We start from the raw sequence: 17,700 nt of genomic DNA, 5'->3' as shown, positions 1-17,700 counted from the left end.
AGCCCATGAAGATTAATAACAGCATCCCATCACCCACCTACAATCCAATCACACCAAAAACAACTTCGACGAAAGACCACAGCGCCTTCTCGATAGAAACCGCCGAAAACATCAAGAACGAGACCGACAAAGTCAGCATAAGCGCTGCTGGCGCCGAAATGTCTGATGTGATGGATCCACCTGTGCCAATAGGTGCCGTACCAAAATGGTGGGGGAATTTGCACTCGAAGTCATATTCCTGCCAGATGGAACGTCAGCATTTAAAAATGAGGCAAGGTTCTCAAGCCTTTCCTCTGGAGAAATGGATGAGTACTTCACCCTGCTGAGACACCACACCGATGAACTGTACAAACGCAACGGCCTGATCGACGACGAATCGACCTACGCCGCCCTCAACTCCCGCTCAACCAACGAAAGGCTCCATCAAGAGTTCCTGGAGAGCCTGAGGAACGACCCGCGAATGGCCGAGTTGACCGGCCGACTCGGCATCGCCCTTTCCTGACTTCATCGCCGCCAGTCATCCAGCCATGCTCCGCGAGCCTGGCTGGAACTCCTTCACCGGGCTTCATCCCCTCACCGATCATCCTCGTGGATCGACGACGGATGCCGGCACAGGCCGTCAACCTCGATATCCATATAGGGGAACAACGGCAGTTGCATCAGCGTGTCATGCAGCGCCTCGACGCTGGGCACGTCGAACACGCTGTAGTTGGCGTAGTGCCCGGCGATCCGCCAGAGGTGGCGCCAGGTGCCCTCGCGCTGCAGGCGCTGGGCCAGTGCCTTTTCGTCGGCCTTCAGTTGCGCGGCCCTGGCCGGGTCCATGTCCTGCGGCAGTTTTACGGTCATCTTCACGTGGAACAGCATGGTCGTTTCCTTCTTGTCTTAGCGGCGGGCAAAGCGCGACAGTTGCGTCTCGTCGAGGGTCAGGCCGAGGCCGGGGGTACGCGGTACGTGCAGCTGGAAATCGCGATAGACCGGCGCTTCGCGGACGATTTCCTCGGTCAGCAGCAAGGGCCCGAACAGCTCGGTGCCCCAGGTCAAGTGGCGCAGGGTGAGGAAGGCGTGGGCCGAAGCCAGGGTGCCGACCGAGCCTTCGAGCATGGTCCCGCCATACAGGGCGATACCCGCCGCCTCGGCGATCTGCGCGGTGCGTAGCACGGCACGGGGTCCGCCGTTCTTGGCGATCTTCAGGGCGAAGATACTGGCGGCGCCGTCGGCGGCGAGGCTGAAGGCATCCTCGACGCTTTCGATGGATTCGTCGGCCATGATCGGTGCCGGGCTGCGCTGGTTCAGGCGCACCTGGCCGGAGCGGTTGACCCGGGAGATCGGCTGCTCGATCAGGTCGATGCCGTTGTCGCCCAGCACCTGGCAGCCGCGGATGGCCTGGGACTCGTCCCAATACTGGTTGACGTCGACGCGCACGCTGGCGCAATCGCCCAGGGCCCGCTTGATCGCGATCACATGCCGGAGGTCCTGTTCCAACGGGTTGGCGCCGATCTTCAGCTTGAAGATGCGGTGCCGACGCCGTTCCAGCATCTGCTCGGCTTCACCGATATCCCGGGCGGTGTCGCCGCTGGCCAGGGTCCAGGCCACTTCCAGGCTGTCGCGCACGCGACCACCGAGCAGTTCGCTGACCGGCAGGCCGAGGCGCTTGCCCTGGGCATCGAGCAAGGCACTTTCCAGGCCGGACTTGGCGAAGGTGTTGCCCTTGGCGATCTTGTCCAGCTTGAGCATGGCGGCGTTGATATTGTCCGCGGCCAGGCCGATCAGGGCCGGGCCAGGTGGCTGTCGATATTGGCCTTGATGCTTTCCGGGCTTTCATAGCCGTAGGACAGGCCGCCGATGGTGGTGGCTTCGCCGATACCCTCGATGCCATCGCTGCAGCGCAGGCGCAGGATCACCAGGGTCTGCTGCTGCATGGTGTGCATCGCCAGCTTGTGGGGGCGGATGGTGGGCAGGTCGACGATGACCGCCTGTACCTGTTCGATCACTGCATTGCTCATTTGCCTGGGCACCTTGTGGCCGGCGGCGCCCCTGCGCCGCCGTTGTCGTTCAATGGGTGGGCAAAGGATTGCCTGTTGGCGGCGAGCAATCCAATATCGATTACCTCTGCCACCATACCCAGGAAGTCTGATGGAGCTTCGCCACCTGCGTTACTTCAAGGCGCTCGCCGAAACCCTGAACTTCACCCGCGCCGCCGAACGCCTGCATATGGCCCAGCCGCCGCTGAGCCGGCAGATCGGCCAACTGGAAGAAGAACTCGGCACCCTGCTGCTCGAGCGCGGGCGGCCACTGCGCCTGACCGAGGCCGGACGCTATTTCTATGAACAGACCGGCACCCTGCTCCAGCAACTGGAACAGATCGGCGCCACCACCCGGCGCATCGGCCAGGGGCAGCGACACTGGCTGGGAATCGGCTTTGCGCCCTCGACTCTGTATGGACTGTTGCCAGAGCTGACCCGAGCGCTGCGCAGCGACGCCGAGTTGCAACTGGACCTGGTCGAGATGACCACGCTGCAGCAGGTCGAGGCGCTCAAGGCCGGGCGTATCGATATCGGCTTCGGGCGCATTCGCATTGATGATCCGGCCATCGAGCAGCGGGTGCTGTACGAGGACCCGCTGGTGGCGGTGCTGCCGCGCGGGCATGCGCTGGGTGGCACGACGCCGAGCCTGGCGCAACTGGCCGGAGAGGCCTTCGTGCTGTATCCGGCCACGCCCCGCCCCAGCTATGCCGACCATGTCCTGGCGCTGTTCGCCCACCATGGCTTGAGCGTGAAGGTCGGGCAGTGGAGCAATGAACTGCAGACGGCGCTGGGGCTGGTGTCTGCCGGGCTGGGGGTGACCCTGGCCCCGGCGTCGGTACGCCAGCAGCATCGGGCGGATCTGGAATACACCGGGGTGAGCGATCGGGATGCGGTGAGCCCGATCATCCTCAGTCGACGCAAGGACGAAGCAAATCCGGTGTTGCAGCGTTGCCTGGAATTGATCGAGGCACTGCTCGCGGAACGGGCGCCATAACCTCGTCGTCACCCGCGTTCGATCCCCGCTCGCGCGACGATCAACATCCAGGTTGGTCTGTTCCTTGCTGAGAGAGGGATAAGCCGACGGTGATCGGCACCAAGGATCACACTGCCGCCCGGGCATTATCCGGACACTGCAACGACTATCCGGTTACTGCAGAAGCCGGTGCCCGAAAGCGTGCAGACGTGGTTGCCTGTGTAACGAGAGGTGACAATGATCTCCATCGAAGCAAGCCTTGCGAGCGGTGAGTGCTTCAGTGATTTGCAGCTTTTCACTGAACAGAACCAGTTGTTCCTGCATTACGACCTGGACAGCGTGCGGACCAGTGTCGGGCGCATCTTCAAGCCGCACGAGCTGGTTGCGGTGCACACCAGCGAGGCGGTTGGCGCCTGCATGCACCATGTGACCCGCGGCGGCCTGGCACTGAGCCGGCTGGAGTACGCCACGGAAGTGGATATCGACCCCGGACGCCTGGAGGATTTCTACCTGATCCAGATCCCCATCCAGGGCGGCGCGCTGATCCGCTGCGAGGGGCTGGAATTCGAATCCTCGCCGCTGGTGGCCTCGCTGCTGTCGCCGACCCTGCCGGCGCGGATGCGCTGGCAGGGTCACTCGCCGCAGTTGACCCTGCGCATCGAGCAGGCCGACATGGCCTACCACTGCCGCCAGCACATCCCCCAGGCCAGCCAGCGCCTGCCGCAATTCGATCCGCGCCTGGATTTCTCGCGCCCCGGGGCCGCCTATTTCCTGCAGTTGCTCAACACCCTGGTCCACGCCATCGGCAGCGCGGAGCACCCGCTGCACCAGCCGCTGGTGCTCAAGCAGTTCGAATCGGCGCTGCTCAATTCCCTGCTCTACGGGCAGCCCCACAGCGCCCTGGACAATCTGGAGCGCCCGGCGGAAAAGAGCATCTCGCCCTACTTCATCAAGCGCACCGAGGCCTACATCCGCGAGCACCTGCACGAGCCCCTCAGCGTCGAATCGCTGGCCGAGCAGGCCGGGGTCAGCGTGCGCACGCTGTTTGCCGGCTTCCGCAGTTTTCGCAATACCAGCCCGATGGCCTACATGCGCGAGCTGCGCCTGGAGCGGGTGCATGAAGAACTGACGCGCAATGAACAGGCGTCAGTGACGGATGTGGCGTTCAAATGGGGATTTGCCCACCTGGGGCGGTTCGCCCAGGAGTACAAGCGGCGGTATGGGGAGCTGCCTTCGGCGACACGGCGCTTTCGGGTGTCGTGACCACCCGCTGCCCTGGCGACCGTCTTGAGAGCCCCCTGCGAGGGCTCTCAAGACGGTCTGAAAGAGGGGCCTCAGCGCAAGCGCGCCAGGGTGCCGGACGGCGACTCCCCGAACGCCTTGCGGTAATCACTGGCAAACCGCCCCAGGTGCCCGAATCCCCACTCCAGCGCCACACTCGACACACTCGCCGCCGCCCCGCCACTCAACAACGCGCTGCGCACCGCGGTCAGTCGGTAATGCTTGAGATAGGCCATCGGCGTCAGCCCGTGATGACGGCGAAACGCATCGTAGAGTTTCTCCCGCGAGACCCCGGCCACCTGCTCCAGATCGTCCAGGCGCAGCGCCTCGCGGGCATGGTCCTGAAGATACTGCCGGGCACGCACCAGGTAGTGCGGAATCCGCTCCTGCCCGCCCTGCTCCAGTTCATCGGAGTAGTTGTTCGGCTGCGCCAGCAGCAGCGCGCGGATCAGCAGGCCTTCCATGTCCCGGGCCAGACGCGGCTGGGCGTACAGCGCGCTGAGCTGCGGCCAGTTGTCCAGCAGCTGGCGCACGCTCAGCCACCAGGCCGCCACTTCCTCGCGGCCAATATCCATTTGCGCCCGAAAGCGGATCGGCTCGCGCAACGGCCGCTGCAGCATTTCCTCGGCCACCTCCTCCAGCGCCCGCCGATGCACCACCACCTGAAGCTTCTCGCAGTCGCCGCCCAGCTCCAGCGAGTGGGCTTCCAGCGGTGACACCACCAGCCCGCAGCCCGCATCGGAACGCACCTGGTCGCGACCGCTGCGCAAACGCTGCCGCCCGCGCAGCGGCAGGCTGATGCTGTAGGCGTCGAGCGAGCGGATACCGATATTCACCGCCGTGCCGTAGGCGATGCGCCCCAGCACCGTGCCCAGCGCCGGCAGGCGCGTGCCGAGGTGGCTGAAACAGAGCTGTTCGGGGTGCCGGGAACGCAACTGGTGCGGGCCACAGATGGCGCTCATCCATTGCTGCGCCTGGGTCAGTTCGGCGCAGCGGTTATGCAGGGTGGCAATGGCGCGGTGCATGGGCGTCTCCTCGGCTCGGTGGACTGGCTCGATTGTCCGGCGACAACGCCCCGTCCCACTATCCATTTTGTGCAGCTATTTGCCCCGCCGTCATCCGCGCCCTGCAAGGGCGGAAGAAATGGCTGGTCAACGCCCACTAAACGGCTAGAGCGACCTCGCCGCCAGCGCTTCAATCCGGCACAGAACTCCAACAACGAGGACACGCCCGATGAGCGCCCGCACCCCGAGCCAATGGCAAGACTACGTCCAGGGCTGCCTGGACTTTCGCCCCGTCGAGGGCATCTACCGCGTCGCCCGCGATATCTTCACCGAGCCGCAACTGTTCGACCTGGAGATGGAGCTGATTTTCGAGAAGCAGTGGATCTACGCCTGTCACGAAAGCGAAATCGCCAACCCCAACGACTTCATCACCCTGCGCGCCGGGCGCCAGCCGATGATCATCACCCGCGATGGCAACGGCGAGCTGCATGCGCTGATCAACGCCTGCCAGCACCGCGGCGCCACCCTGACCCGCCAGGGCGCGGGCAACCAGTCCACCTTCACCTGTCCGTTCCACGCCTGGTGCTACAAGAGCGACGGCCGCCTGGTGAAGGTCAAGGCCCCCGGCGAATACCCGGAAGGCTTCGACAAGGCCACCCGCGGCCTGCGCAAGGCACGGATCGAGAGCTACAAGGGCTTCGTCTTCATCAGCCTGGACACCCACGCCAGCGACTCGCTGGAGGACTTCCTGGGCGATGCGCGGATCTTCTTCGACATGATGGTGGCCCAGTCGCCCACCGGTGAACTCGAAGTGCTGGCAGGCAAGTCCACCTACACCTACGACGGCAACTGGAAGCTGCAGAACGAGAACGGCCTGGACGGCTACCACGTGTCCACCGTGCACTACAACTACGTGTCCACGGTGCAGCACCGCCAGCAGGTCAACGCGCAAAAGGGCCAGGGTGACAGCACCCTGGACTACAGCAAGCTGGGCGCGGGCGATGCGGAAACCGACGACGGCTGGTTCAGTTTCCACAACGGCCACAGCGTGCTGTTCAGCGATATGCCCAACCCCGCCGTGCGCCCCGGCTATGCCAGCGTCATGCCAAGGCTGGTGGAGGAATACGGGCAGGTCCGCGCCGAGTGGATGATGCACCGCCTGCGCAACCTGAACATCTACCCCAGCCTGTTCTTCATGGACCAGATCAGCTCGCAGTTGCGCATCGTGCGCCCGGTGGCCTGGAACAAGACCGAAGTGATCAGCCAGTGCATCGGGGTCAAGGGCGAGTCCGCGGCCGACCGGCGCAATCGCATCCGCCAGTTCGAGGATTTCTTCAACGTCTCGGGCATGGGCACGCCGGACGACCTGGTGGAGTTCCGCGAACAGCAGCGCGGCTTCCAGGCCCGCCTGGAACGCTGGAGCGATATCTCCCGTGGCCATCACCGCTGGACCGAGGGCGCCACGCCCAACAGCGAAGCCCTGGGTATCCGGCCGGTGCTGACCGGTCGCGAATTCACCCACGAAGGCCTCTACGTCAACCAGCACGGCACCTGGCAGCGCCTGCTGCTCGAAGGCCTGGCCCGTCGCGCCCTGCAACCGAAGGAAGTCCAAGCATGAACCTCTCCCTGCACTACACCATCGAGCAGTTTCTGTTGCGCAAGGCCGAGCTTTGCGATGCCCAGGACTGGGACGCCTACCTGGAGCTGTTCGACCCGGACAGCGTGTTCCACCTGCCGCAGTGGGAAAGCGAGCACCGCTACGTCGAAGACCCCAACCAGGGCCTCTCGTACATCTACTACGAGGACCGTTCCGGCCTCGAAGACCGGGTGTTCCGCCTGCGCACCGGCAAGTCCGCGGCGTCCACGCCGCACCCGCGCACCCTGCACCAGATCAGCAACCTGCGGGTGCGCGAACTGGAGGACGGGCAGTTCGAGGCCCGCGTCGCCTGGCAAACCCTGTACGCCCGCCAGGGGCGCCAGGGCAGTTTCTTCGGCCACTGCACCTACCTGCTGCGCCAGGACGGTACGGACTTGCGCATCCGCCGCAAGCACGTGCTGCTGCTCAACGACACCATCGATTCCGTGCTGGACTTCTATCACCTCTGAGGGCTGCCGCCATGACCCATAACGTTGCCCTCAGCTTTGCCGACGGCAAGACCTTCTTCATCGCCGTCAAGCCTGGCGAGCTGCTGCTGGACGCCGCCCTGCGCCAGGGCATCAGCCTGCCGCTGGACTGCCGCGAAGGGGTCTGCGGCACCTGCCAGGGCCGCTGCGAATCCGGGCGCTACGAGCAGGAATACGTCGACGACGAAGCCCTCAGCGCCCGCGACCTGGCGCAGCGCAAGATGCTCGCCTGCCAGACCCGCGTGCAGTCCGACGCCACGTTCTATTTCGACCACGACTCCAGCCACTGCCATGCCGGTGAGCCGCTGCGCTTGCAGAGCACGGTGCTGCGGGTCGAACAGATCTCGGCCAGCACCGCCATCCTCCACCTGGACGCCAGCGCCCAGGCCGACACCCTGCAGTTCCTGCCAGGCCAGTACGCCCGCCTGCAGGTACCGGGCACCGACCAGTGGCGCGCCTATTCCTTCGCCAACCGGCCGAATGCCGGCAACCAGTTGCAGTTCCTGATCCGCCTGCTGCCGGACGGGGTGATGAGCAACTTCCTGCGCGAACACTGCGTGCCCGGTATGGCGATGCAACTGGAGGCGCCACTGGGCAGCTTCTACCTGCGTCAGGTGGAGCGGCCGCTGGTGATGGTGGCGGGCGGCACCGGCCTGTCGGCCTTCCTCGGCATGCTCGACGAGATCGCCGAGCGCGGCGACTGTTCGTACCCGATCCAACTGTTCTACGGGGTCAACCAGGAAGCCGACCTGTGCGAGACCGCGCGTCTGGAAGCGCTGTGCCAGCGCATTCCCGGCTTCGAGTTCACCCCGGTGGTGAGCCAGCCCGGCACGGACTGGAACGGCCGCCGCGGCTATATCCACGAGCACTTCGACGCCGCGCGCCTGAACGCCGAACCCTTCGACATGTACCTGTGCGGCCCGCCGCCGATGGTGGAGGCGGTGAAAGGCTGGGTCGCCGACCAGGCACCGGGCGAGGTGCAGATCTACGCCGAGAAATTCCTGCAAAGCGCAACGACCCGACGTTAACCCGAACAATCACAACAACAGAGGCAAACATCATGACCGTAGCCATTTCCCAGAACGCCGACGTGCAGCGCTTTTTCGAAGAAGCCGCCGGCTACCGCAACGACAACGGCAACCCGCGGATCAAGCGCATCATTCTGCGGGTGCTGCAGGACGCCGCGCGGTTGATCGAGGACCTGCAGATCAGCGATGACGAATTCTGGACCGCCGTGGACTACCTCAACCGCCTCGGCGGGAAGAACGAGGCCGGGCTGCTGGTGGCCGGGCTGGGCCTGGAGCACTTCCTCGACCTGCTCGCCGATGCCCGCGACGCCCAGGCCGGCAAGGTCGGTGGCACGCCGCGGACCATCGAAGGGCCGCTGTACGTGGCCGGTGCGCCGATTGCCGAAGGTGAAACGCGCATGGACGACGGCAGCGAGGACGGCCAGGCCACGGTGATGTTCCTCGAGGGCCGGGTGCTGGACCTGAACGGCGCGCCGATCGCCGGGGCCACCGTCGACTTGTGGCATGCCAATACCCAGGGCAACTACTCGTACTTCGACCAGAGCCAGTCGGAGTACAACCTGCGCCGGCGCATCATCACCGACGCCGAGGGCCGCTACCGCGCACGCAGCATCGTGCCCAGCGGCTATGGCTGCAACCCGCAGGGCCCGACCCAGGAATGCCTGAACCAGTTGGGCCGTCACGGCCAGCGGCCGGCCCATGTGCACTTCTTCATCTCGGCACCGGGTTACCGGCACCTGACCACCCAGATCAACCTCTCGGGTGACCAGTACCTGTGGGATGACTTTGCCTATGCCACCCGGGACGGGCTGGTGGGGGAAGTGACGTTCAGCGAGAACGGCGTGCACGGCGTGAACGGGCGCTGTGCGCAGATGACCTTCGACTTCGCCCTGCAGGCGGCCACCCATGCCGATGACCAGGAGCGCAGCCAGCGGCCTCGGGCGTTGCAGGGGCATTGAGTCGCGGCACCGGTCCTCACAGCAGCGCGGCGGTTCGGCGGCCCGAAACGCCGCGCTCTACAGGAGGGCGTCAGCGATCGAAGTAATGTGCCAGGCTCAACAGGCTCTCCGACTGCCGCGTCAACTCCCCGCTCACCCCCTCCACCCTCCTCGCCTGCTCCACGCTGCGCCCGATGGCCTCGACATTGCCCTGCAACTGTTCATCCAGCAGTTGCACCACCTGCTCCTGCTCATGCATGGCCACGGCGATCTGCTGCCCGAGGCTGTCCACACTCTGCAATTGCCCGGCGACCGCGCTCAGGGCGCTGGCCACCGCCTGCACCCGGCCGGCGCCGGCCCGGGCCAGTTCCTCGCACTGCCGGGCGACCTCGCGGTTGCGGCCGTTGGCCTGCTCCAGGCGCTCGAGCAACGGCCGGATGCGTGCCGTGGCCTCCTGGGTCCGCGCCGCCAGTTGCCGCACCTCATCGGCCACCACACTGAAGCCGCGCCCCGCCTCACCCGCACGGGCGGCTTCGATGGCGGCATTGAGCGCCAGCAGATTGGTCTGGCTGGCAATGGCATCGATCAGGCTGGTGAACCCGCCGATGGCTTCCACCTCCTGCGCCACCTCCCGGGCCGCGCGGGCGCTGGTACCGATGGCCTGCTCCAGCGTGCCCAGCGCCTCGCCCGCCTCCCGCGCCTGTCGCTCACCGCCGCTGGCCAGGCTGCTGGCCTCGCTGGTGGACTGGCTGGCGAACTGAACATTGCGCGTCACTTCCTGGATGGTCGCCGCCAGTTCATGCAGCGCCGTGGCCACCTGCTGGTTGGCCTCGCGCTGGCGATCCAATTGCAGCGCCTCCTCGCGGATCATCCCGGCCATGTCCCGGGCCTGTCCGCCCAGCCCGGCCCCGGAGCCAGCGATACGCACCAGCGCCGCCTGCAGGCGCCGCTCTTCGCTGCGCAGGCCCCAGGCGACCCGGGCCAGGCTGCTCTCGCCGCCGAGAAAACCGGCCAACCAGGGATCGGCGCAGACTTTACCGTGATCATCCAGCAGACCGGCAAGGCGTCGTCGCAGCAACCCCTGCGGCAGCAAGCCGCCAGCCGCCGAGGACAACCAGCGCCACCAGGACGCGCCGCCCGGCGCGCCATGTCGGGCGATACGTCGATAACCCCGACGCGCCTGCCCGATGCCCGCCTCGTCCAGGGGCAGGAAGACCGCCCCGTAACCACTGATACCCGTGGCCCCATGCACCGGCTTGATGTACAGCTCCAGCCATAGCTCGCCAGCGTCGCCGCGCCGATGGCACAACGGCCCCAGCCAGGGCCGGCCGCGGCCGAGGGTCTGGTACAGGTGCTCGACCAGGCGCCGCGGCACCTGCGGATGCAGAAGGTCATCGAGGGACGTCTGCTGCACGGCGGTCGGGGTGAGCCCATGGGCCTGGCAGAAAGCCTCGTTGAAAAACACCAGCCGCCCCTGCAGGTCGGTCCGGCAGATCAATGCATCGAAATCCATGGCACTCCCTCAAACTCAAAAAAAAAGGCCTGCCACTCAGGGCAGGCCAAACGCTGATGAAGACTGACGCCCAGGAGCCGATCAGAAGTGGTGGATATAACGCACCTGCAGCCGCGAGCCGTCGGGGCGGTTTTCCACGTCCTGTTCGAAATAGGCGTTGAACACCAGGTGATCGTCCTTGGAGAAGCTGTACATCGCCCCCGGCCCGATGGCCCAGACCTTTTCCCGGCGCCCGGAGACTTCGTGGCCGTCGACCCGGGTGTCGCTGATCTGCTTGAGCCAGTAGCCGTTGATGCCCAGGCGCAGTTGCGGGGTGACCGCGTAGTCGGTGGCGAAGTTGGCGTGCAGGGCCTGGCCGGCCTGGATATCGCTGGCATCGCCGAAACCGTAGCCGGGGTCGTGGTTCTTGAAGTTGTACAGGTAGTGGGCACGCACCGAGGCCGTCCAGTTCGGGGTGAACCAGTAGGTCGCCGCCCAGTAGGGGTTGAACGACACCGCGTTGTTGCCGGGGTTGATGTCCTTCTTGTCGCTGTACTCGCCGGTGGGCAGGTTGACCTGCAGTTCGATGCGGTGCACGAACAGCGGACCGTCCTTGCCCATGATCGGGTCGAACTGGATGAACGGGCCGATCAGCCAGTCGCCGACCCCGCCCTGGTCCTTCAGGGCCGCGTTGTCGAGACCATCGTCGACCTTCATTTTGGTCACGATGGGCAACACGGTGTTCAGGCCGAGGCTGGCGTTGCCCAGGCGCAGGTCCGAGAGGTAGCTGACCTGGGTGACCGCGACCTGGTAATCCAGCTCGGTCCTGGGCAAGCCCAGCTTGTCGCCGTTCTTGTCCACCAGGCGGTTGGCGCTGTAGTTCTGGAAGTACTGCTGCAGGTACCAGCCCGGCCCCGCCGGCAGGCCGCCGTCGAGAAAGCTGGTGAGGCCGAGGTTGACCACCGGCAGGTCATAGGCCTGGGCGGCACCACTGCCGAGCGCGAGGGCACAGGCCAGGTTACGGATGTTGTTCATGCAAGGCTCCTTGGCTCTGTAGGAAATGCATCTGCGCTCGCCCAGGCGGCGTTGAAGACATTTCGTACAGACCCGAATGTTGTTGTAAGAGGCAGGAGACTCAACGGCCGAGTTCGGGGTGCGCGACGGCGACCCGGTACTGCCCGGCGTGGAAGACCAGCGGTTCTCCGCCGCTGTGTCGGTAGTGCTCGATTTCACCGAGGAAGATCAGGTGGTCGCCGCCCTCGTACTGGGTCAGGTTGCGACACACCAGGGTGGCGATGGCGCCGTCCAGCAGCGGCACGCCCGCCGTGGCCTCGACATGCTCGATGCCGGCGAACTTGTCCGCCGCCGGCCGCGCAAAGTGACCGGACAGGCCGTGCTGGTCGCTGCCCAGCACGTTGATGGCGAAGTGGCTGGCGGCGAGGAAGTCGCTCACGCTCGGCGCCGTACGCGCCAGGCTCCAGAGCACCAGCGGCGGGTCCAGGGACACCGAGGAAAACGAGTTGGCGGTCATGCCGACCTTGCGCCCGTCGACGCCACGGGTGGTGATCACGGTGACCCCGGTGGCGAACTGGCCGAGCAGGTTGCGCAGGGCGCGGGGCTCGCTGCTGTCGGCGGCGATCAGGTCCAGAGGCAGGTGCATTGCGTTCATATCCATCACTCCTCAGGCGGCCACGGGCGAAAGCTTGGCGATGAAGGCCTGGCAGGCCTGGGCATCGAACCACCACGGGGCGAAGCGGCGCGGATCGTCGAAGTTGTTGGCGATGACCGAAGCCAGGGCCTGCGACTGCCCGGCGGCGCCGAGCAACTGCAACAGATGCTCAGGCGGTGGCAGCAGCATGCTGTTGGTCCAGCCGACCACGTGCTGGGCGTAGTCCCAGTAGCGCTCGAAGGTCTGCACCATCCACTGCGGGGTGAACGGCTGGTCACCGTGGGCGAGGATCGCGTCGAGGTAGACCTTGCTGCACTTGGCGGCGTTGTTGGAGCCCTGCCCGGTGATCGGGTCGTTGACCACCAGGGCATCGGCCATGCCGAACACCGGCAGGCCCGAGGGCAGCTCCAGCACCGGCTTGCGCACCATCGGCGTGAAGCGTCCGGCCAGCACGCCGCCGGCATCGGTCAGCTCGACATGACGGCAGCGCTCGGCTTCCCACGGCACATAACGGCGCACGATCTCCAGGCTGCGTTGCAGATGCTGCTCGGGGGTCTGCACGTCCTGCCAGCAGTCCATCGGACCGCCGGGGATGCCTTCGAAAACCATGATTTCGCACGGCCCGCTCAGGGTCAGCGCCGGGAACACGAAGTACTCGCCCACCCCGGGAATCAGGTTGAAGGCCACCCGCGAGTACGGCGACATCGGCGTCATGCCCTTCACATAGGTCAGGGCCAGGGCCCGTTGCGGCTGGTTGAAGCGGGTGCGCTCGGCGTCCTTGGGGAACTGTTTGACGATCTCGCCCTTGCCGGCGGCCAGCAGCACCAGGTCGTGGCTGGCGGCCAGGCGTTCCAGTTCGGCGATGCCGACGTCCTCGATCTGCAGCTCGCCGCCACGGCGGACGAACTCGTCCATCCACGCCGGCATCTTCAGGCGCTGGTCCACCGCCTGGGCGTAACGCTCCAGGCGCGCGCTCCAGTCGATCAGCTTGCTGCCCGGCTGCTGCGGGTTGGGCACGGTCAGGCCGATGCCTTCCACCGCGGGGCACTGTTCTTCCCAGAAGTTCAGGCCCAGGTCGCGTTCGGTCTGCAAGGCGGTGTTGAACATGCACTGGCTGGACATGACCTTGCCGGCGCGGATCTGCTCGGCGGTGCGGTTGGTGGTGATGCTCACCTGGTAGCCCTGGGCAAGCAGCCCGAGGCCCAGTTGCAGGCCGGCTTGTCCGGCCCCGACGATAGCGATGCGACGCATGGAGTGTCTCCTGTTGTTCGAATGTCTTGAAGAAAAAGCCCGCGCACCCGGCGCGAGCAAAACGGCTCTATTCGGCCAGCCGCGCAATGGCGGGCTGGTTGCGCTCCGGTCCCATCACCGAGTAGCCGCCATCCACCGCGTAGTCCGCGCCAGTGACGAAGCTGGCCGCCGACGAACAGAGGAAGGCCACCACCTGGGCCACTTCGGCCGGATCGCCGAGGCGTCCGAGCAGGTGATAGTCGGCGGCCACCCGGTCGGCCTTGGCACGGTCGCCGCCGCTGACTTCGGCGATCACCCGCGACCAGGTCCAGCCCGGCGACACCGAGTTGACCCGGATGCCATCGGCGGCCAGGTCCATGGCCATGCACCGGGTCAGCTGCTGCAAGGCGGCCTTGGACACCGGGTAGAGCCAGCGCCCGGTCTGGGCACAGCCGGCGGAAATCGAGGTGAAATTGATCACCACGCCGCCGTTGGCCTTGAGGTCGGCGTGCACCGTACGCACCAGTTGCACCGCCGACACCAGGTTGATGTCGAGGGCGCGCAGCCACTCACTGCGGTCGGAGGCGATGCCCTGGTCGAGGTAGGTGCAAGCCAGGTTGATCACCAGGTCGATCCGGCCCCAGCGTTGCCGGACCTGCCCCACCGCGTCGCCGAGAGCGGCATCGTCGGTCAGGTCCACTGCCACGAACAGGCCGTTGTCGGCCAGGCCCGCCGCCACCTCGGCGCCCCTGGGATCGATATCCAGCAGCGCCACCCGGGCGCCGGCGGCGACCAGCGCCTCGGCGACGGCGACACCGATCAGGGTCGCGCCGCCACTGATCAGCGCCACCTTGTCCTGCAGGTTCATGGACATGGCTCAACCCTCGATCGGCAGGTCGGCGCTGGCGGCCCAACTGGGCATCAGCGTGTTCGACGGCAGGCTTTCATCGAGCAGCTTGTGCGCGGTCACCGCCCCGGCCACCGGCAGGCCGGTGGGGTCGAGCAGGCCGATCTGCACCAGCACGCTGGCCTGGTCCCAGTAGATATGCTCGTGATAGAGCTTCGGCCCGCGGAACTTGACCACGCCCAGCATCGGAATCTCGACAAAACGCCCGGTGGGGGCCACGCCCGGCAGCAGCCAGTCGATCTCACGGTCGTGGGTGAAGCTCATGATGAACTCGTCGACGATCTGCGAGGCCCCCACGGTGCGCGAGATCGGCGTCAGGCTCATGTCCTGCGGGTTGCCATGCACGAAGTGGTAGCGATAGAAACGCGCCAGCTCGCGGTAGCCGACGCCACCGGTCATGGTCGGGATATGGTTGACGTAAGGCTGGGGCACCATGGTCGCCATGGTCGCGGGCACGTCACGGGTATCGAACTCGTGGCGGATATGTTCTTCCCACAGCGCCGAGAGGTTGTAGTCCGGGCCGATGGTACGGCGCAGCGCGGCGATGGTGCGCTCGTGGGCGAGCAGTGCCGAAGGCTTGTGAAAGTGATCGCCGGCAGGACGGGCGAAGGCATGATCGACATTCGGGTAGACATAGGCTTCGGTGCCCGGCGCCTGCTGCAACGCGGCGATGATCGACTCGCGGGCGTCGGCCTGGCAGAACTGATCCCGTTCGGCGAAGTGCAGGACCAGGCGACCACTCAGGCCTTCGAGTTCATTCAGGGCCTGCTCGATGCCCACCCCGTAGTAGCCGACGGCACAGGCCGCTTCCGGCAGGCGACAGGCGGCGAGGTAGGCAAGCTTGCCCCCCAGGCAGTAGCCGACCACGCCGAGACCGTCTGCGCTGCAGGCGTCCAGGCCACGCAAATGGCGCAGGCTGGCGGCGATGTCGCGGATGCCGTGGCCTTCGTCAAAGGCCTGGTAAAGGGCGAAGGCGCGTTGGAAATCGGCTTCGTTGTAGCCCAGATCCACCCCGGCCTCCTGGCGCCAGTACAGGTCCGGCACCAGCACCGTGTAGCCTTCCTCGGCCAACTGGTCCGCCACTTCGCGCATGGCGGCGTTGACTCCGAAGATCTCCTGGCAGAGCACCACGCCCGGGCCGCGGCCATCGATGGATGTGGCCAGGTAGGCCTGGAACTGCTCGCCGGAATCCGAGCGGACGTTGACGTAATGTCCCTTCATTGCGATGTCTCCAGTCGTTGACGTGGGGACATCTTCGGGCGGTTGCGTGACTGGGGCTGTCCGCTGGCTGCGTGAAAAGTCCGCTGGCTGCGAAAAGTTTTCGGCGGGTGCCATTCATCACGACGCGGTCGTGTGGGAGTGGGTTTAACCGCGAATGGGCACGTCAGCACACTGCAAGCACTTCAGGTTCGCCCCCTCCTCCTCACTTCCCTTCACCGCGTAAACATCTGTTTTGTAGTCTTTATGCTACGGCCACTCCCTACGTATATTCACACGCAACTTCAGAGCGAACTTCATTATTTCCAAATAATAAAAAACCTATCCGTTCAGCCAGTTATTAAACCCCTCCAGAAGATATTAAATATCCACTTACAAAAGAACAGCACCTTTTCTTCCAATCAGGAAGGCGACGACCACTTCTCCCCAGCCTGAATCTGGCAGACAGACAGTGGCCTCGCCCTCTCTTGGCTCACAAAGCAACATTGAACCTGAAGTCACCCTCTATCGACCTTCTGGTAATTAACCCCTAAGCCAGCCAACTCAAGAGAAAATATAAGACATGAATATCAACGGACTTCCAAGCCCACAGACACATAATTCTTCCTCAACAAAGCCGCCCTCTACTCACCCCCTCCAAAATACCGTTTTCCGGACGCCCTCGCTGGCACGGCAAATAAAGAAGATAAAGTCAGCATCAGCGCCGCTAGCTCGACAAAAAACGGCAAAAAACGGGAAAAAACGGGGACGGATTTATTTCCCGAGCCTCGCTTCGGCCGCTCCGGACAACGTTTCAACAATACTCTCCACCTCGCCCACGAAACGATCTGTTCTTGTCAACGGGCCTCGCTGCGGAGCATTACCGGAGAAAATAAATCCGTCCCCGTTTCTGATCAGCAGACTGGGGATCAGGCAGTCGATAGCTCTGCAAGCAGGGGTACGAACCTGATAGTTCTGCCAGTAGGCAATGACCCGGAAAAAGCCCACACTCGGCACAGCAGTTTCGACCCTGCCTGGAGTCTGGCCAATGCTGACGCTCCCCCGCGAAACCCTACTGTGTCGCTATCACTACGATCCACTGGATCGCCTGATCGACTGCGCTGTATCAAACCAAGCCAATCTCCTGCGTTTCTACTGCGAAAGCCGCCTGGCCAACGAGATCCAGGGCGCTAAACAGACCCGTTTTTTTCAACACGACAACCAGTTACTGGCTCAGCAACAGCGCCAGGATAATGCCCAGGACACCTGGCTACTGGCCACAGACTCGCAACGCTCGGTGCTGAAAACCCTCCGAGGCGCCATCGACCACCCCATCGCCTATACCCCCTATGGTCATGGCAAGATAACGAGTGACCTGGGCAACTTGCTGGGCTTCAAGGGTGAAAGAGCCGATCCGATCACTGGGCACTATCCGCTGGGTAGTGGCTATCGTGTCTTCAATCCGGTATTGATGCGTTTCAATAGCCCGGACAGCTGGAGCCCTTTTGGTGCTGGCGGCATAAACAGCTATCTGTATTGCCTGGCTGACCCCGTCAATCGAGTAGATCGCGATGGACACATTTCAACTCCAAGCCCCCGCACGGTGCTTCCTGATCTCTGGCGAATAAAAAGCGCTAACAGCACAACAAAGTTCTACACCTCCAGACTGGGCGTCAATGCCTCCAACGAGAAGACGCTGAAGAAAACGATAATGCGCAACGAGACAGGCAGTGGCTGGACTGAGTTGACAAGTTGGCCCAAAAAAAATGGCGATGCAAGAACCAGAATGGCCGAAGGCAGTTAGCTAAAACCAGAAATCACCGTTACCGACAA

At 64.6% G+C, this 17,700-nt stretch carries 17 protein-coding genes and 1 pseudogene; 9 read left to right on the top strand and 9 right to left on the bottom strand.

Going from position 1 to position 17,700, the window contains the following annotated elements; genetic code table 11:
- Positions 1-5 precede the first annotated feature (5 nt).
- Both ACZ5KU_RS11150 and ACZ5KU_RS11145 read left to right on the top strand, forming a co-directional pair.
- Positions 6-326 carry a hypothetical protein gene (locus tag ACZ5KU_RS11150; protein WP_464737151.1) on the top strand — a complete coding sequence of 107 codons (321 nt, stop codon included), beginning with the start codon at positions 6-8 and terminating at the stop codon, positions 324-326.
- A complete protein-coding gene (locus ACZ5KU_RS11145; RefSeq protein WP_464737150.1) occupies positions 302-502 on the top strand; it encodes a hypothetical protein in 201 nt (66 codons plus the stop codon). Before ACZ5KU_RS11150 ends, ACZ5KU_RS11145 begins: the two co-directional genes overlap by 25 nt.
- 71 nt (positions 503-573) lie before the next feature.
- On the opposite strand, the gene catC is transcribed toward ACZ5KU_RS11145, so the two are convergent.
- Positions 574-864 (bottom strand): muconolactone Delta-isomerase, encoded by a 291-nt coding sequence (catC, locus tag ACZ5KU_RS11140; protein ID WP_054059448.1) that lies wholly within the window; start codon positions 862-864, stop codon positions 574-576.
- An 18-nt stretch (positions 865-882) separates the two neighbouring features.
- Positions 883-2,003, bottom strand: a pseudogene (locus ACZ5KU_RS11135) (muconate cycloisomerase family protein).
- 130 nt (positions 2,004-2,133) lie between these two features.
- Here ACZ5KU_RS11135 and ACZ5KU_RS11130 point away from each other — a divergent pair.
- Positions 2,134-3,018, top strand: a complete 885-nt coding sequence (locus ACZ5KU_RS11130) for a LysR family transcriptional regulator (protein WP_054059446.1) — start codon at positions 2,134-2,136, stop codon at positions 3,016-3,018.
- Between the two features lie 216 nt (positions 3,019-3,234).
- Positions 3,235-4,260: an AraC family transcriptional regulator gene (locus tag ACZ5KU_RS11125; protein WP_464737149.1), complete on the top strand. Its 1,026-nt coding sequence runs from the start codon at positions 3,235-3,237 to the stop codon at positions 4,258-4,260.
- A gap of 71 nt (positions 4,261-4,331) precedes the next feature.
- On the opposite strand, the gene ACZ5KU_RS11120 is transcribed toward ACZ5KU_RS11125, so the two are convergent.
- On the bottom strand, positions 4,332-5,303 hold the full coding sequence (locus ACZ5KU_RS11120; protein WP_464737148.1) for an AraC family transcriptional regulator: 972 nt from the start codon (positions 5,301-5,303) through the stop codon (positions 4,332-4,334).
- Positions 5,304-5,511: 208 nt separating this feature from the next.
- Between ACZ5KU_RS11120 and antA the strand changes: the two genes are divergently transcribed.
- From antA to catA, 4 genes are read left to right on the top strand one after another with little or no spacing between them, the layout of a single operon-like run.
- A complete protein-coding gene (gene antA, locus ACZ5KU_RS11115) occupies positions 5,512-6,900 on the top strand; it encodes an anthranilate 1,2-dioxygenase large subunit (protein ID WP_054059443.1) in 1,389 nt (462 codons plus the stop codon).
- Complete coding sequence (gene antB, locus ACZ5KU_RS11110; RefSeq protein WP_054059442.1) at positions 6,897-7,388, top strand: anthranilate 1,2-dioxygenase small subunit; 492 nt, start codon at positions 6,897-6,899, stop codon at positions 7,386-7,388. The genes antA and antB overlap by 4 nt, the downstream gene beginning before the upstream one ends.
- 11 nt (positions 7,389-7,399) lie before the next feature.
- The gene (gene antC / locus ACZ5KU_RS11105) at positions 7,400-8,434 is read left to right on the top strand and encodes an anthranilate 1,2-dioxygenase electron transfer component AntC (protein WP_464737147.1); all 1,035 of its coding nucleotides are present in this window, start codon (positions 7,400-7,402) and stop codon (positions 8,432-8,434) included.
- Between the two features lie 32 nt (positions 8,435-8,466).
- Positions 8,467-9,393 carry a catechol 1,2-dioxygenase gene (gene catA / locus ACZ5KU_RS11100; protein WP_054059440.1) on the top strand — a complete coding sequence of 309 codons (927 nt, stop codon included), beginning with the start codon at positions 8,467-8,469 and terminating at the stop codon, positions 9,391-9,393.
- Between the two features lie 70 nt (positions 9,394-9,463).
- Here the strand turns inward: catA and ACZ5KU_RS11095 are convergent, their stop codons facing one another.
- The 6 genes from ACZ5KU_RS11095 to ACZ5KU_RS11070 all read right to left on the bottom strand — a co-directional run bounded on the left by ACZ5KU_RS11095 (position 9,464) and on the right by ACZ5KU_RS11070 (position 15,891).
- The gene (locus tag ACZ5KU_RS11095; RefSeq protein WP_464737146.1) at positions 9,464-10,885 is read right to left on the bottom strand and encodes a methyl-accepting chemotaxis protein; all 1,422 of its coding nucleotides are present in this window, start codon (positions 10,883-10,885) and stop codon (positions 9,464-9,466) included.
- A gap of 81 nt (positions 10,886-10,966) precedes the next feature.
- Positions 10,967-11,899: a SphA family protein gene (locus tag ACZ5KU_RS11090; protein ID WP_416772784.1), complete on the bottom strand. Its 933-nt coding sequence runs from the start codon at positions 11,897-11,899 to the stop codon at positions 10,967-10,969.
- Positions 11,900-11,999: 100 nt separating this feature from the next.
- Positions 12,000-12,533, bottom strand: a complete 534-nt coding sequence (locus tag ACZ5KU_RS11085; RefSeq protein ID WP_054056397.1) for a flavin reductase family protein — start codon at positions 12,531-12,533, stop codon at positions 12,000-12,002.
- A gap of 12 nt (positions 12,534-12,545) precedes the next feature.
- Entirely contained in the window at positions 12,546-13,784 is a 1,239-nt protein-coding gene (locus ACZ5KU_RS11080; RefSeq protein ID WP_464737145.1) for a styrene monooxygenase/indole monooxygenase family protein, read from the bottom strand.
- A gap of 67 nt (positions 13,785-13,851) precedes the next feature.
- Entirely contained in the window at positions 13,852-14,637 is a 786-nt protein-coding gene (locus ACZ5KU_RS11075) for an SDR family oxidoreductase (RefSeq protein WP_464737144.1), read from the bottom strand.
- Positions 14,638-14,640: 3 nt separating this feature from the next.
- Positions 14,641-15,891 (bottom strand): dienelactone hydrolase family protein, encoded by a 1,251-nt coding sequence (locus ACZ5KU_RS11070; protein ID WP_464737143.1) that lies wholly within the window; start codon positions 15,889-15,891, stop codon positions 14,641-14,643.
- A gap of 1,024 nt (positions 15,892-16,915) precedes the next feature.
- Between ACZ5KU_RS11070 and ACZ5KU_RS11065 the strand changes: the two genes are divergently transcribed.
- Complete coding sequence (locus ACZ5KU_RS11065; protein ID WP_464737142.1) at positions 16,916-17,671, top strand: RHS repeat-associated core domain-containing protein; 756 nt, start codon at positions 16,916-16,918, stop codon at positions 17,669-17,671.
- Positions 17,672-17,700 lie beyond the last annotated feature (29 nt).

Source organism: Pseudomonas sp. Tof1 (assembly GCF_055390395.1).
The sequence above is the reverse complement of the archived record's forward strand: the minus strand, read 5'-3'. Positions and strand labels throughout refer to the sequence as shown.

Coding starts and splice junctions, on each gene's coding strand:
- catA (WP_054059440.1), top strand. CDS start 8,467: ATGACCGTAGCCATTTCCCAGAACGCCGACGTGCAGCGCTTTTTCGAA.
- ACZ5KU_RS11145 (WP_464737150.1), top strand. CDS start 302: ATGGATGAGTACTTCACCCTGCTGAGACACCACACCGATGAACTGTAC.
- antA (WP_054059443.1), top strand. CDS start 5,512: ATGAGCGCCCGCACCCCGAGCCAATGGCAAGACTACGTCCAGGGCTGC.
- antB (WP_054059442.1), top strand. CDS start 6,897: ATGAACCTCTCCCTGCACTACACCATCGAGCAGTTTCTGTTGCGCAAG.
- ACZ5KU_RS11085 (WP_054056397.1), bottom strand. CDS start 12,533: ATGAACGCAATGCACCTGCCTCTGGACCTGATCGCCGCCGACAGCAGC.
- ACZ5KU_RS11080 (WP_464737145.1), bottom strand. CDS start 13,784: ATGCGTCGCATCGCTATCGTCGGGGCCGGACAAGCCGGCCTGCAACTG.
- ACZ5KU_RS11070 (WP_464737143.1), bottom strand. CDS start 15,891: ATGAAGGGACATTACGTCAACGTCCGCTCGGATTCCGGCGAGCAGTTC.
- ACZ5KU_RS11150 (WP_464737151.1), top strand. CDS start 6: ATGAAGATTAATAACAGCATCCCATCACCCACCTACAATCCAATCACA.
- ACZ5KU_RS11065 (WP_464737142.1), top strand. CDS start 16,916: ATGCTGACGCTCCCCCGCGAAACCCTACTGTGTCGCTATCACTACGAT.
- ACZ5KU_RS11095 (WP_464737146.1), bottom strand. CDS start 10,885: ATGGATTTCGATGCATTGATCTGCCGGACCGACCTGCAGGGGCGGCTG.
- ACZ5KU_RS11120 (WP_464737148.1), bottom strand. CDS start 5,303: ATGCACCGCGCCATTGCCACCCTGCATAACCGCTGCGCCGAACTGACC.
- ACZ5KU_RS11125 (WP_464737149.1), top strand. CDS start 3,235: ATGATCTCCATCGAAGCAAGCCTTGCGAGCGGTGAGTGCTTCAGTGAT.
- ACZ5KU_RS11090 (WP_416772784.1), bottom strand. CDS start 11,899: ATGAACAACATCCGTAACCTGGCCTGTGCCCTCGCGCTCGGCAGTGGT.
- antC (WP_464737147.1), top strand. CDS start 7,400: ATGACCCATAACGTTGCCCTCAGCTTTGCCGACGGCAAGACCTTCTTC.
- ACZ5KU_RS11130 (WP_054059446.1), top strand. CDS start 2,134: ATGGAGCTTCGCCACCTGCGTTACTTCAAGGCGCTCGCCGAAACCCTG.
- ACZ5KU_RS11075 (WP_464737144.1), bottom strand. CDS start 14,637: ATGTCCATGAACCTGCAGGACAAGGTGGCGCTGATCAGTGGCGGCGCG.
- catC (WP_054059448.1), bottom strand. CDS start 864: ATGCTGTTCCACGTGAAGATGACCGTAAAACTGCCGCAGGACATGGAC.